General features: G+C 38.0%; 13 protein-coding genes. 11 read left to right on the forward strand and 2 right to left on the reverse strand.

Going from position 1 to position 14,831, the window contains the following annotated elements; all coding sequences use genetic code 11:
• Together IQ247_RS11620 and IQ247_RS11625 are read left to right on the forward strand one after the other, a co-directional pair.
• On the forward strand, nucleotides 1–579 hold a 579-nt coding region (locus tag IQ247_RS11620; RefSeq protein ID WP_322745490.1), incomplete at its 5' end, for a hypothetical protein.
• An 81-nt stretch (nucleotides 580–660) separates the two neighbouring features.
• A complete protein-coding gene (locus IQ247_RS11625) occupies nucleotides 661–1,563 on the forward strand; it encodes an ROK family protein (protein ID WP_228059665.1) in 903 nt (300 codons plus the stop codon).
• 154 nt (nucleotides 1,564–1,717) lie between these two features.
• Here the strand turns inward: IQ247_RS11625 and IQ247_RS11630 are convergent, their stop codons facing one another.
• Both IQ247_RS11630 and pyrG read right to left on the reverse strand, forming a co-directional pair.
• Entirely contained in the window at nucleotides 1,718–2,146 is a 429-nt protein-coding gene (locus tag IQ247_RS11630) for a hypothetical protein (RefSeq protein ID WP_193920078.1), read from the reverse strand.
• Nucleotides 2,147–2,260: 114 nt separating this feature from the next.
• Nucleotides 2,261–3,898, reverse strand: coding sequence for a CTP synthase (gene pyrG, locus IQ247_RS11635; protein ID WP_193920080.1), 1,638 nt, complete (start codon nucleotides 3,896–3,898; stop codon nucleotides 2,261–2,263).
• Nucleotides 3,899–3,957: 59 nt separating this feature from the next.
• Between pyrG and IQ247_RS11640 the strand changes: the two genes are divergently transcribed.
• The 9 genes from IQ247_RS11640 (at nucleotide 3,958) to IQ247_RS11680 (ending at nucleotide 14,783) form a co-directional block, all read left to right on the forward strand.
• Nucleotides 3,958–5,760, forward strand: coding sequence for an N-acetylmuramoyl-L-alanine amidase family protein (locus tag IQ247_RS11640; protein WP_375341223.1), 1,803 nt, complete (start codon nucleotides 3,958–3,960; stop codon nucleotides 5,758–5,760).
• An 800-nt stretch (nucleotides 5,761–6,560) separates the two neighbouring features.
• Entirely contained in the window at nucleotides 6,561–7,376 is an 816-nt protein-coding gene (locus IQ247_RS11645; RefSeq protein ID WP_193920084.1) for a WecB/TagA/CpsF family glycosyltransferase, read from the forward strand.
• Between the two features lie 100 nt (nucleotides 7,377–7,476).
• On the forward strand, nucleotides 7,477–9,666 hold the full coding sequence (locus IQ247_RS11650) for a GumC family protein (RefSeq protein WP_193920086.1): 2,190 nt from the start codon (nucleotides 7,477–7,479) through the stop codon (nucleotides 9,664–9,666).
• 72 nt (nucleotides 9,667–9,738) lie between these two features.
• Nucleotides 9,739–10,098 carry a hypothetical protein gene (locus tag IQ247_RS11655; RefSeq protein ID WP_228059666.1) on the forward strand — a complete coding sequence of 120 codons (360 nt, stop codon included), beginning with the start codon at nucleotides 9,739–9,741 and terminating at the stop codon, nucleotides 10,096–10,098.
• Nucleotides 10,099–10,115: 17 nt separating this feature from the next.
• Nucleotides 10,116–10,346 carry a glycosyltransferase gene (locus IQ247_RS11660; protein ID WP_228059667.1) on the forward strand — a complete coding sequence of 77 codons (231 nt, stop codon included), beginning with the start codon at nucleotides 10,116–10,118 and terminating at the stop codon, nucleotides 10,344–10,346.
• Nucleotides 10,347–10,383: 37 nt separating this feature from the next.
• Nucleotides 10,384–11,601 (forward strand): glycosyltransferase family 2 protein, encoded by a 1,218-nt coding sequence (locus IQ247_RS11665; RefSeq protein WP_193920090.1) that lies wholly within the window; start codon nucleotides 10,384–10,386, stop codon nucleotides 11,599–11,601.
• Between the two features lie 32 nt (nucleotides 11,602–11,633).
• On the forward strand, nucleotides 11,634–12,947 hold the full coding sequence (locus IQ247_RS11670) for an O-antigen ligase family protein (protein ID WP_193920092.1): 1,314 nt from the start codon (nucleotides 11,634–11,636) through the stop codon (nucleotides 12,945–12,947).
• Between the two features lie 60 nt (nucleotides 12,948–13,007).
• Nucleotides 13,008–13,658 carry a methyltransferase domain-containing protein gene (locus IQ247_RS11675; RefSeq protein ID WP_193920094.1) on the forward strand — a complete coding sequence of 217 codons (651 nt, stop codon included), beginning with the start codon at nucleotides 13,008–13,010 and terminating at the stop codon, nucleotides 13,656–13,658.
• 126 nt (nucleotides 13,659–13,784) lie between these two features.
• Complete coding sequence (locus IQ247_RS11680) at nucleotides 13,785–14,783, forward strand: glycosyltransferase family 2 protein (RefSeq protein ID WP_193920096.1); 999 nt, start codon at nucleotides 13,785–13,787, stop codon at nucleotides 14,781–14,783.
• Nucleotides 14,784–14,831 lie beyond the last annotated feature (48 nt).

The raw sequence follows: 14,831 nt of genomic DNA on the forward strand, positions 1-14,831 counted from the left end.
CCCCTTGTCTCCCCATCCTATATTGAGATTATGGTAAAAGATAAAATTTCGTTGATTGCTGCTGCTGCTGGTGGTTTTATGTTGTTTGTTGCGATATCTGGAATTTTACAGGGTACACCTGTAACAGCTTTACGGGCGCAACATAGTTTTGATTCGACTAAAATGGCTGATTTACCTTTACAAAAGATTCATTCCGATGAACCAATTAACGATACTTTACAGCAAAGGTTTTCTTTTGAGAATTCACTCGCACGAGTAAGCCAGATTGACAAAGCGCTAAATAGTTTCCGTGTTTTAACTGAGAAAAGTAAACCCGTTTTGGAGAGTAAAATTTTATCTGAAGTCGCAAATACTGATTGGGATACTCAAAATTTAGGATTTACCAATTGGGTTGGTTCTGTGGAAGGAACTTTGAGAAAGCAGGATTATCAAATTAAAAAACTGGAATATCAGTTAGCTCAAAAGCAATATGAAGATAAAGCTATTTCTCAAAATATATTGAATCAGAAACAAGCTGCACATAACAAAGCTAAAAAAGATTTTCAAGCTTTTATCAAATCTTTTTCAGTTGCTGATTGAATATGCATAACAGGTGTTGAATCTGTTTGCAAATTATTTTGATATTTATTGAATTATTTATCCCTAGCTGATAATTGATAATTGAAAAAAGTGGTAACTCAAGTAATTGGTATTGATTTGGGAGGAACGGCAATAAAATTAGGACGATTTACGTCCGAGGGTACTTGTTTAAAATCACTAACTGTGGATACTCCTCAGCCTGCAACTCCGGAAGCGGTGATAGAGGCTATTGTTGATGCAGTAGCCAAAATTGACCCAGAAGGACAGGCTGTGGCGATTGGTGTGGGAACTCCTGGTCCTGCGGATGCAACTGGACGTATTGCCAAAATTGCCATCAACCTTCCTCAATGGCGGAATGTTTTTTTAGCGGATATTTTGGAAGCGAAAATTGGTAAACCCACAATTATTGATAATGATGCAAATTGTGCGGGGTTAGGAGAAGCTTGGTTGGGTGGGGGTCGGTTTTATGAAAATTTTATTTTATTAACTTTAGGAACTGGTGTCGGTGGAGCGATTTTCCTTGATGGTAAGTTGTTTACGGGAAGTTTTGGAGCCGCTGGAGAGTTGGGTTTAATTGGTTTAATTCCCGATGGCCCGCAGTGTAAAAGCGGCAATCAAGGTTCTTTGGAACAGCATACCTCGATCATTGCCATTCGTCGCCGCACTGGTAAAGAACCAGCGGAATTAGGTGCTTTAGCTGAAAAGGGAGATGCTCAAGCATTGACATTTTGGCAAGAATATGGTAAGCATTTAGGAATTGGAGTTACAAGTTTGATCTATGTGCTAACCCCTGAAGCAGTGGTAATTGGAGGTGGAGTTAGTGCGAGTTTTGAGTTTTTCTTACCATCAATGAAAGCAGAGATTGAGCGGCGAGTAATGCCCACATCCCGCGTCAACTTGCAGATCATCAGAGCGGAATTGGGTAATGCTGCGGGGATGTTGGGTGCAGCGAAATTAGCTTTTGAGAAAATAGTTAAGGGATAGTTGACAGTTGACAGTTGACAGTGGATAAACAACTAATAACCATCAAGCAACAACTAATAATCATTAAGCAACAACTAATAACCATCAACTATCAACTATCAACTAACAACTGTCAACTATCAACTATCAACTATCAACTAACAACTGTCCACTGTCAACTTTTATTTAAAGAATATCCCGTTGTTTGATGAATGTAGTGTAAGACTTTTTCATAAGATTCGGGATTGCTTGCGGGGTTGATAATTACGGGTATGCTGCTGTCGGGTAGCCAAAAGGTTATCCTACCGTTTGGTTCGTGACAAAAGGATGAAATACATTTGAGGTTGATAACGTATTCGTTTCTTTCGTAAGAGATTTTTACCCAGTACGCACCTTCTGATTCCGATTTGTTGACACGTTCGATGTATTCCAGAATTTTTTGGTAATCTTCTTGGTTGTTGTGGGGGATAATCACGATCGGTATGGCACTATTTGGCAACCAAAATGTCACCCGACCGTTTGGTTCGCAGCAGAAAGCTGTAACGCGCTTAAAATCAACTACATATTCTTTTTTTTCGTAGTAGATTTTTACCCAATACGTCACAACTTCTCCTTAAATTTTCCTTTAATTTGGGCGAAACATGATTAATGCAACAGTTAATATTCAGAGTATAAAGCCTTTACCAGCTTCTCGTTGTGAGTAAATACTCTGGAAATTCTAAGACACTTGAACGGGTGCTGTTAATCCATCGAGTTCGCGAGAACGGTTAATAGCTGCTTGTACTAAACCTTTAAATAAGGGATGTGGTGTGTTAGGACGTGATAAAAATTCTGGATGAAATTGACAAGCAATAAAGAAGGGATGTTCGGGTAGTTCGACTATTTCTACTAATCTTCCATCGGGGGAAGTTCCACCAATTAAATAACCGGACTCCAAAAATAAGTTTCGGTAAGCGTTATTAAATTCGTAACGATGGCGGTGTCTTTCGAGGGTTTTTTCTTCGATGTATAATTTAAAGGCTAGGGTATTGGGGACGATATCACACGGATATACACCCAAGCGCATCGTACCGCCTAAATCAACTACATCCTGCTGTTCTGGTAGCAGGTTAATTACTGGATTCAAGCAATTTTCGTCGAATTCGGCGCTTTGAGCATCTTTAAGTTTTGCGACGTTTCTTGCCCATTCAATTACACAGCACTGCATTCCCAAACATAAACCTAAGAATGGTATTTGCCGTTCTCTAGCATATTTGATGGCGGCTATCTTACCATCAATACCGCGAGAACCAAAACCTCCGGGTACGACTATTGCATCTACTCCCTGCAAATGCATTTCTGGTGGCTCGGTTTCCAATTCTTCCGAATTTATCCAGCGTATATGTAATTCTCCACGAGTTGCGATCGCAGCGTGACGCAGTGCTTCGACTACTGAAATATAAGCATCGCTCAACTTGACGTATTTACCAACTATGGCGACTTCTACGCGATGCTGGGGATTGTACATCCGCTTGACTAAGGTCTGCCATTCCTGTAAATCTGGTGGCTGTTGCTTCATCTGAAGCAAGGAAAGGGTTTGGATTGCCAATCCTTCTTGTTCTAAAATTAATGGTACTTCATAAATACTTTTCGCGTCGATACAAGGAATGACGCATTCAACTGGTACATCACAAAATGCGGATAATTTTTCTTTTATTCCTTCTGGTAGTTGACGGTCGCACCGGCAAACTAGTATATCTGGTTGGATTCCAATAGACCTCAGTTCTTTAACCGAATGCTGAGTTGGTTTGGTTTTCATTTCCCCAGCAGAGGCAATCCACGGTATCAAAGTTACGTGCATATACAGCACATTTTGTCGTCCTACTTCCTTACGAAATTGACGAATTGCTTCTAAAAACGGTAGGGATTCAATATCGCCTACCGTGCCACCAATTTCCGTAATTACCACGTCAGGGTTGGTATTTTGGGCGACGCGAGTAATTCGTTCTTTGATTTCGTTGGTAATGTGGGGAATTACCTGTACGGTACCACCGTTATAGTCACCGCGCCGTTCTCGGTTGATTACAGATTGGTAAATAGAACCAGTGGTAACGCTGTTGAGACGGGACATAGAAGTGTCCGTAAAGCGTTCGTAATGTCCCAAATCCAAATCGGTTTCAGCCCCATCTTGAGTTACGAAAACTTCACCATGTTGAAACGGACTCATGGTTCCTGGATCAACATTAATATATGGGTCAAGTTTGAGTATCGATACTGAATAATCACGGGATTTTAGCAAACGGCCTAAACTTGCTGCTACAATTCCTTTACCGATACTGGAAACTACGCCACCAGTAACAAATACGAACTTCGTCATAGGATTTTTAAGTTTCAAGCAACTTCTAAAAATTACATCCCGTCATTGTGCCACAGTAGATGTTGAGAATTTTGTGTAATATCGACGTGAAACCACTGTTAGGATTAGTACTACTAGCTTCTATCGCGACTCCCGACTTAGCTTCGGCACAACAACAATCCCTGAAAGTGGTTTATCCCCGGACAAACCACAAAACAACTTCGGATAAAATCTTTTTCATTGGTACGGCTTCACCAACCGGACAAGTTTTGATAAATGGTAAACCAATTAATCGTTCTCAATCCGGTCATTTTGCACCTAGTTTCCCTTTACAAATAGGGGAGAACTTGTTTACAATTCGCCATTTATCCCAAGAAATTCAAATTAAAGTAACTAGGCTTAACGACCAACTTGAGTTACCTCAAGGATTAGCGTTTGCTATTGATTCTTTAATTCCACAGGTTGATATTGCTAGACTTCCAGGAGAACTTATATGTTTTAGCGCGATCGCACCTGCAAGCGCCACAGTATCTGTAAGATTGGGCGAAAATAAACAGGTTCCTCTTTTACTTCAACCACCACAGGCACAGTTACCCAGCAATTTAGCGGCTTTAACAGGAACCAATCAACCCCAAAAGGTTATAAAGAGCGAGTATTCTGGCTGCACCACAATCGAATCTGCCGCCTCATTTGCCTCACCAGCATATCAACTAACGTTAAACGGTCAAACAATAACTCAAGAAGCCCCTGGAAAGATAAGTATTCTACAAAAAGCAAATTTGCCGGTTGTAGAAGTAAATGCTGAGTTTGGTGTGGCTCGCACTGGTCCTTCTACTAATCATTCTAGACTAACACCATTACCAAAGGGTACCCGTTCGGCTGTAACTGGTAAAACTGGTGAATGGCTGCGTTTGGAGTATGGTGGTTGGATTAAGAGCGGGGAAACTGTTACTTTACCGAATGCGATTATCCCCAATACAATTATTCGCAGCGTTGCTTCTAGTCAATCTAAAACCGAAACTTTGGTAAGTTTTCCCTTGCAAACTCCTGTTCCTGTAAGTGTCAAGCAGGATTCGGACAAATTTACCTTAACGCTACATAATACTATTGCTCAAACCGACACCATTCCATTTAATGACAATCCATTTATATCACGTATAGATTGGCAGCAAATTCCTCCCTCTCCAGGAATAAATTCCGGTGCAGTGCAATATATTTTTAATCTCAAGAAAAATCAACAGTGGGGATACAAATTGGGATATGAAGGTACTACTTTAAAGTTAAAGTTACGTCATCCTCCCGAATTAGCTCGCAGTAGACGCAAACCTTTATCTGGAATCAAGATTTTATTAGATCCTGGACATGGTGGTGAAGAATCGGGAGCCGTTGGACCAACAGGCTTACCAGAAAAAGATGTAAACTTAACTGTATCTAACTTGTTGCGTGAAGAGTTGCTCAAACGAGGTGCAACGGTAGTAATGACGCGGGAAGATGATAAATTTGTATCATTAGATCAACGACAACTGATAATTGCCAAAGAAGAACCCACTTTGGCATTATCAGTTCATTACAATGCTCTCCCCGATTATGGTGATGCCGAAAAGACCAAGGGTGTAGGAATGTTTTGGTATCATCCCCAAGCTCATAGTTTGGCGATATATCTACATAATTATTTAGTTGATAAGTTAGACAGACCTTCTTATGGTGTATTTTGGAACAACTTAGCGTTAACTCGTCCGGAAGCAGCACCATCACTACTTTTGGAATTAGGCTTTATGAGTAATCCAGAAGAATTTGAATGGGTGACAAATTCCAAACAACAGAAAAAGTTAGCGCAAACTCTTGCTGATGGTATTACAAAGTGGTTCAGAAATAATCCTTAAAAGGTTGGTGTGAGAAGTCGGGTTTTTCAGATAAATAATATTTATCACAGAAGACAAGTTTTATAAAAACCCGACTTCTGTACTTGTCGTGAAATTCATCTTTTTTATCAGCATACAGTTGGTTATTCAAAAGTAAAACTCAGCAGCCAAACCAAAAGTATTTATTAAACAATCAATCAAACAAAAATATTAGTAGAAAGCATATATATTTTTTGCAAAGATTTTCTATATTTGATGCTTATTTAATTTAGCTATTAGCATACTGATGTGGATTTTACTTAAGCAAAAACTCAAATATGATAAAAAACTAGAAAAACAAGCTTTTTAAATTCATAAACATCGCCGTTATTTCCGGGTTTTTACGGTAACTTTACAATTTCTTTACTAAAAACAATTGCTTCTACACATTAACTTTACAGTAATTTGTTTAAATAATTCCAATTGAAGTTATATTAAAGTTTGTCCACAAAAAAATGAAGAATTCAATATAAACCATCGCAATTTGTATAAACTTTAACTGTTTAAATTACTTTCCGTCCATCAATTTTTTTGCTTAAAGCTAACTATTTAGAATATTTTAGCCTCTGCTGCGCTAGAGAAGAGTATCTATATCTAAGCTGTTCGTTGATTAATATTATACAAACAGTATTGTAAATACTCTGATTCCAACCTCGTGAGAGCCGCATTTGATTTGCGCTTCTTTCATAATGTTATTTGTGTTTCCCTGATTATTAGTAGACCTGGCTAGTCGTTAATAGGTATTTGATTTTAAACGTAGTATCATTATTTGGATACAGGTGATGGCACAGGTGCAGTTACTCAACGTAAACATTCATAACGTCGCGATGAGCGACCTATTAAATAATCTGCGAGATGGTGGTCTGGTAGTGACTCCTAACGTAGACCATCTGATGAAATTGCAAAGAGACCGCGATTTTTATGGAGTTTATCAAGAAGCAGAATACAGAGTTTGTGATAGTAGAATATTGATGTATGTATCTCATTTTTTGGGAACACCGATAAAAGAAAAAATTTCAGGTTCCGATTTGTTTCCAGCTTTTTATAGTTATTACAAAAATGATGAAAGTATAAAAATTTTTATACTTGGAGCCGAAGCCGGAATTGCTGAAATTGCTCGAAAAAATATTAATTCCAAAGTCGGTAGAGAAATTATCGTTGATACTTACTCACCTCCTTTCGGGTTTGAGAAAGATGAGAAAGAATGTCAAAACATTTTAGACATAATCAATTCTTCAAATGCAACAGTTTTAGCAATTGGAGTGGGCGCTCCTAAACAAGAAATGTGGATTGCAAAACATAGAAAGTATTTACATAAAATCAAGATATTTTTGGCAATTGGTGCAACGATTAACTTTGAAGCTGGAAATATCAAACGCTGTCCGAGATGGATGAGTGAAGTTGGTTTAGAGTGGCTGTATAGACTTTGCAGCGAACCTAAAAGGCTTTGGAAGAGGTATATTTTAGATGCAGTTCCATTCCTTTACTTGGTTTTCAAGCAACGCTTTCAACTGTATAAAAATCCGTGGTCGCCAATGAAGTCCAATCGAGTTAATAATAGTGTTACATCTATAGTTAGAAGTTTTAAGAGAATGTAGAAGTTGTTTGTACTTCTCTTAAAATTGAAATTAGTAAAAACTTGATATTTGCACTGTTTAGTGCGTTCATTGAATTAAACATCAGCTAATATTGCGAACTATGGAAAATCCCAACTATCCAGAAGAGATAGATGTACAGAAGTATTTGTTGGTCTTAAAACGTCGTTGGCTGATACTAACGGGGGTATTTGCAACATTTACAGGCTTAGCATTATTTACTGTATCAGTTCAAAAACCAGCTTACGAAGCTAGTGGCAGTCTGCTTTTTCAGTCTAACCGGACATCATCTCTAACGGGTGCTGGCGAAAAAATAGGCGATTTAGAAGCTTTGAAGCGCGAATTTAATCCTCTGGATACTCAAGCTTTACTTATACAATCCACTCCATTAAAACAGGAAGTGATTGATGCTCTCGAACTCAAACACGATGATGGCACTCCTTGGAAGCCAAATTCAGTTCGCGTGAGAGCAGAAGCTGTGTTAGGTACAGATGTACTGAAAGTGTCTTATGCTTCTGAAAATCCAGAGCAAGCGAAAGAAATCGTCAATCAGGTGATGAAATCTTTTATTAAAAACAATATAAGCGTTAACCGTTCCGAAGCAAACGCAGCGGGTACGTTTATTCAGAGCCAAATTCCCCAAGCGCGGAAAAACTTAGAAGAAGCGGCAGAAAATTTACGTAAATTTAAAGCAACGAATCAAGTTATTGATTTGACAAGGGAAACGGAAGGTACTGTATTAACGATTAATAATTTAAACAACCAATTAAGCCAAGCTCGCTCTGAATTTGCCGATTTACAGGCAAAAGAATCAGAACTACGCACTCAATTAAATTTACCTGGAAGCTTAGCTATAGATATTACTTCTTCTCAAGTACCGGGAGTGCAAGAGGTTTTAGAACAATTACAAACAGTTCAATCAGAGCTAGCAACATTAAAAACTCGTTTAACCGAATCCCATCCGAATATAGTCGAGCTGCAAGAAAAAGAAGTTGCCCTGAAAGCTTTATTAAATCAAAGGACTACAGACGTATTGGGATATCAACCGGGAATTGCACCGGGTAGGTTGCAGATGGGGAAAATTAAACAAGATTTAACTGCCGAATTGATAGAAATACAAGCTCAACGCTTGGGCTTATCCGAAAAAATAGAATCACTAGAAAAACAGAGAATTTTGTTTAGAGATCGAGCTAGTATTTTACCGAATTTGGAAAAACAGTTACAAGAGCGAGAACGTCAGTTAAATGTAGCACGTGCGAGCTTAGAAAATTTGCTGACTAGATTGCAGGAAATAACAGTTGCAGAAAATCAAACTGTAGGTAACGCTCGGATTATTGAATATGCCAACTCTTACCCCAGTCCCCAAGCGGCAAAAAAGAAAATGGGGATTACCGCAGGCGGTATATTTAGTGGTTTATTACTCGGTGTAGCATCTGCATTCTTTGTTGATTTAATCGATAGAAGACTGAAGACGGTTAAGGAAGCAGAAGCGCTGTTTGGATACACTGTTCTGGGTTTGATTCCCAAGTTTGAAGCTAACGATAGTACTGTAACTTCTGTCGAGTATACTGGTTCAGATGTTTCACAACGTGTAATAGTTGCAACATCTCCGCGCACAGTCATCCACGAAGCTTACCAGATGCTTCAGGCTAATTTGAAGTTTATTAGTTTGGATAAAAAAGTCCGCTCAATTGCGGTGACGAGTTCTGTTGCCCAAGAAGGAAAAACAGAAGTTGCTGCTAATTTGGCAGCCGTAATGGCTCAAGTTGGACGACGGGTATTACTAGTTGATGCAGATATGTACAACCCATCGCAGCATCACCTCTGGGGCTTGATTAACTCTATTGGCTTGAGTAACGTGATGGTTGGCGAAAACGATTTTGAGAATGCTGTACAGAAAATTACTAGAAATTTGTCAGTATTAACAGCTGGGGTCATGCCTCCCAATCCCTTAGCATTGATTGATTCAGAGCGGATGACTAAGTTGATTGAAATGCTCTCTGAAACCTACGACTGTATAATATTTGATGCTCCTAGCCTAGTAGGAACCGCAGAAGCTGCGGTATTGTCACAGATGGTGGACGGAGCATTGATTGTAGTTAGACCGGGTAAAGTCAATTCAGCGAGTGCTAGCGCTGCGAAGTCTTTACTAGAAAGGTCTGAAACAAACGTTTTGGGAATTGTTGCAAATGGCGTAAATGTCAAGCACGAGCCAAATAATTATTTTTACTATACCAGTCCCCACACTGAATCCAGCGTGGAAAAAGTTAGTCAAGAGACAGTACATTCCTAAACTCAAAAGTAGACAATTAGAAGTAATTCCCTTGCTTTTATTGTCTACTCCTTATCAAGTTGAAATTTAACTATGAGCGTCCAACTAAACAAAGAAATTAATTATAACCAAGTGCCAGTGGAAGATTTGAGCTTGTGGGAGCAGTCAATTATTCGTCAAGGTGTAACCTTGGAAAATCGATATTTAGACCGTCCTTATGATGCTCCGAAATTGGCTAAAAGAGTCAATGTCGCAGCGAGTGCCTTTTTGGCAATGTCTCGATCAAAGACGGAGCGAATATTGGTGCGAATGCTGTTGTTTTACAAGATGTCCCCCCAGGAGCAACCGCAGTGGCTATACCTGCCCAAATTATTAATTCTCCTCACATTAGTACCATACCTTAAGATTTGGATTCTGATGGAAAAAGACTCGGTTCATCAGCAGATTATTTAAACGAGAATTATGCCATTTTGATAGAACCAACTTCAGCAGAAGCTTTGGTAAATGGATTGATTAATGCAATGCACAAATTTGCTCAAGACGAGAAATTGCGATCGCAATTAGGTAATGCTGGTAGGGAACGGGTGCAAGAAAATTTTGACTGGGAACGCAAAATTGACCGCATTTTAGAAATTTATGATTTAGCAACTGCAATGGATATACCTGCAAAGATAGTCAATTCTGTCAAGCCTGATGAATAATAATTTCTAATTTGTAAAACAATTGAGGGTATGAATCATGATTATTGGATGTCTTAATGGTATTTTATTAGTTATTGCTAGTGGATTATTAATTATATGTAGCGTACTTTTTATTGAATCTATTGCTGCATTTTTACCAATTGACAAAGGTATCAATAAACAGCCCAAACAAGATAAAAATCAAGATAAAGATATAAAATTCAATGTTTTAATTCCCGCTCATAACGAAGAAGTTGTGATTCGTTCGACCCTAGAAAATTTAATCGCGAAGTTAGATAATTTGCAGAATATAGTAGTGGTTGCTGATAATTGTACCGATGCAACCGCAGAAATTGCCCGTTCCACTGAAGTTCAAGTTATCGAGCGTCACGAACCCAATCTTAGAGGAAAAGGATATGCTCTAGATTATGGGTTAAATTACCTCAAATCTCAACCACCGTCCGTAGTGGTTTTTGTCGATGCAGACTGTCAGGTATCTCAAGGTACGATAGAGCGAATCACCTATAAAGCAGCATTTAACGGAAGACCCGTACAAGCGACTTATTTAATGTCAAAATCCGATAATTCCAACCCTAAAGCATCGGTATCAGCATTTGCTTTCAAGGTAAAAAATTTGGTTCGTCCTTACGGATTAAGTAGACTAGGACAACCTTGTTTATTAACTGGTACGGGAATGGCTTTTCCTTGGAAGGTAATAAATTCTGTTGATATTGCTAGCAGTAATATTGTCGAAGATATGAAACTGGGTTTCGATTTGAGTTTAGCCGGTTATCCACCAATGTTTTGCCCACAGTCAAAAGTTATTGGATATTTACCGCTAGAAGTACAAACAGCTAAACAACAAAGAACCAGATGGGAACACGGACATTTACAAACTTTATTAACTTATGTTCCTCTGTTATTAAAAGCAGCAGTCAAGCAAAAAAGATTTGATTTATTTGTGAGTGCTATAGATTTGTGCATACCTCCATTGTCTTTACTTGTAATTGCTTGGTTGGGAATAACAAGTTTTACATTTGTCACGGGATTATTATTAGCAATCTGGACTCCAGCGATTATTTTAAGTTTTGCTGGAATATTACTTTTAGTGGCAATATTATCAGCTTGGGCTAAGTTTGGACGTTCCGATTTACCTATACAACAACTTCTAATGATACCTATTTATATTCTGTGGAAAATTCCACTTTACTTGCAATTTTTAGTAAAACGTCAAAAAACATGGATTCGTACAACTCGAGATTCTGTAAATCTATAAAAATATTTTCACTTTTAATCTAATCAATAAAGATGAATAAAAAATATTTAGAAATTGCTGAAAAATGCTTTGCGGTTTTAGCTTTAACTTTCTTTTCTGGAGGATTAATGGTAGGAGCGAATCTCAGTTCTTCTCCAATAACCCCAGGAATAATTCCGCCATATATTATTAGTTTAATTAGATATTTTATTTGGATCGGTTCAATTATTTTAATTGGATTACGTTGGAAACAATCTCTGATTGTTGCTAGTAGAGACTTGGTTCTTTGGATATTAGTAGTATGGATTCTGTTATCATACATTTGGTCGGATTTGCCAACATATACTTCTACAGTTGGGCGTGAAGTTTGGCAAATGAATACTTTCGCATTGTATTTTGCTTCCCGTTTTAATTTAAAAGAACAAGTAAGACTTGTTGCTTGGACTTTTGGTATAGGGTCTTTATTAACATTATTTTTCGCTTTGGGATTCCCTTCGATTGGTAAACACGGAGCAGATCATCCCGGTTCTTGGAAAGGAATTTACGATTACAAAAATACTCTTGGTAGCATGATGCTGATTGGTTCGCTATCATTTTTTCTTTTACCTGTAGACAATGCTAAACAAGCTGTTTATAAATGGTTGGGTATTTGTTTACCATTATCAGTAATCGTACTTTCTAATTCTAAAACAGCAATTGTTGTTTGTTTTTTGCTCGCAATCATGTTAGTTTTTTATCGTACTTTTCGCTGGCAAGGGAAAATATCGGTCATTTATTTAGACTTAACAGTATTAGTTGTAGGAATTGTTGGAACTTTTATTTTAACTAACTGGACAGAACTTTTAGGAAGTATTGGCAAAGACCCAACTTTGACGGGAAGAACGCCGATGTGGGGTATGATGATTAAATTCATTATGGAAAGACCTTGGTTGGGTTACGGTCGTGGAGCTTTCTGGGCCCCTGGTACTAAATATCCTGCAATTGTTGGTGGCACTCTTTCAAGTCAATTTATTGCACCTCACGGTCATAATGGCTACCTAGATTTTGCTTTAGATGTAGGGTTGATCGGTTTAGCATTGTTTTTATTTTGCTTTATCTTGGGTTTTTTCAGAGCCATGAAAAGAGCTTATGCGGCAAAAAGTAGTGAAGACATATGGCCACTCGCTTTCCTTTTATTTCTGGGAATGAATAATATTATGGAAAGTTATATTCTACGTTTAGCGAATGTCTATTGGGTTTTATTTGTGGCTGCTATTCTTTCTGCTCCACAGAGAAAACCTGCAAGTTTAGCTAATAAATCTAATATTAAAAATCTCGAACCTGCGACTTTAAAACGTAAATATCATCGTTACAGGTATTATCAATAATTACATAATATTATAGTCTTTAAATTAGTCTTTAAATTAATCACAAACGAGGTTGATAAAATGCACGTAGCTTATGCAAAAGCGTCAGAATGGGCAAAACACAATTCCTTTGGTAAAGCTTGGCGATTAGAGCGAATGAAGCAATTTCTGGCTTTAGTAAAACCACCTTCTCAGGCAAAAATTATTGACCTGGGAGGACATATACCTATGTGGCAATGGTTTGACCATGATTTTGAAGTGACATTAGTTAATCTACCTGGGTCTTATAAAAGTACTGGTAAGTTTGGCAAATATACTTTAGTTGAAGGAGATGCAACTAATTTATCTGATAGTTTCGCTGATAAATCCTTCGATATTGTATTTAGTAATTCGGTAATTGAACACGTAGGTGATGAATCAAAGCAAGCTGATTTTGCATCAGAAGTAAAGCGTCTAGCTAAAGGTTATTGGATACAAACACCAAGTAATTATTGGCCAATTGAACCCCATACTGGTGTTATTGGTTATTGGTTGCTACCAGAATTTGTCCGCCAAAATTTACAAAATTCTTGGGAGAAAAAATTACCAGTTTGGACGGAGATGGTCAGAGGTACTAGAGTACTTTCTCAACATCGGATGCGCCAACTATTTCCTGATAGCAAATTTTATGTAGAACGTAAGTTTTTATTAGAAAAATCTTATGCTGCTTACAAGCCTTTTGAAGTTGATTAAGTTAAGTGATGGACAATAAAAAACCACACAGGCTCCTACAAAGAGCAAAGAAATCAATGTCTAAAAGTTGAAATAGGCTTTTGATTTTCTATTTTGATTAGAGAAATAGATTGCGGGAGAGAATGAGTGAATTCAATTGGGGTAGTTGTAATTGGACGCAATGAAGGAAATCGACTCAAACAATGTTTGGTATCGATTATAGGCAAAGTGAAAACAGTTGTTTACGTTGATTCTGGTTCTACTGATGGGAGTGTTGAATTAGCTCGTAGTTTAGCTGTTAATGTTGTTGAATTAGATTTATCGATTCCGTTTACTGCTGCACGTGCGAGAAATGCCGGGTTTGAGTATCTGTTACAAATAGAACCCGCTATTGAGTTTGTCCAATTTGTGGATGGAGACTGTTTGATAGTAGATGGATGGTTGGAAAAAGCAATTAATGTATTGAATGAGAAACCTGAAATTGCCGTAGTTTGCGGTAGAGTAAGGGAGGAATTTCCCACAAATTCTGTTTATAATCGCTTGTGTGATATTGAATGGAATACTCCTGTGGGCGAAACTAAAGCCTGCGGTGGAATTGCGATGATGCGGGTATCCGCTTTTAAACAGGTTGGTGGGTTTAACCCGACTTTGATTGCTGGAGAAGAACCAGAATTATGCGTGCGGTTGCGTCAAGCTGGGGGCAAAATTTTGCGTATAGATGCCGAAATGACTTTACACGACGCTCGAATTATGCATTTTAGTCAATGGTGGAAGCGCTCGATTCGCAACGGACACGCTTATGCTGAAGGTGCTTGGTTACACGGAAAACCACCGGAAAAACATTGGGTAAAAGAAAGTCGCAGAATTTGCTTTTGGGGATTTATATTGCCATTTCTAGCAGTTGCTAGCGCATGGTTAACCAAAGGAATAAGTATAATTTTACTTTTGTTAGCTTATGGCATATTATTTTTTCGCGTTTATCGATATGCCAAAACAAAACAAACTCCTTCATCAGATGCATTGTTTTATGGACTGTTTTGTGTATTAGATAAATTCCCTGGATTTATAGGTCAAATTCAGTTTCATTTATCCCGTTTATTAAAAAGAAAACCCACTATTGTTGAATATAAGGGTGTGGTTAGTTGACAGTTGACAGTTGACAGTTATTATTTAACCTCTAACCTTAAACCTTTA

Origin of the sequence: Plectonema cf. radiosum LEGE 06105 (assembly GCF_015207665.1) — a bacterium.
Classification (GTDB): Bacteria; Cyanobacteriota; Cyanobacteriia; order Cyanobacteriales; family Nostocaceae; genus Rivularia; species Rivularia radiosa_A.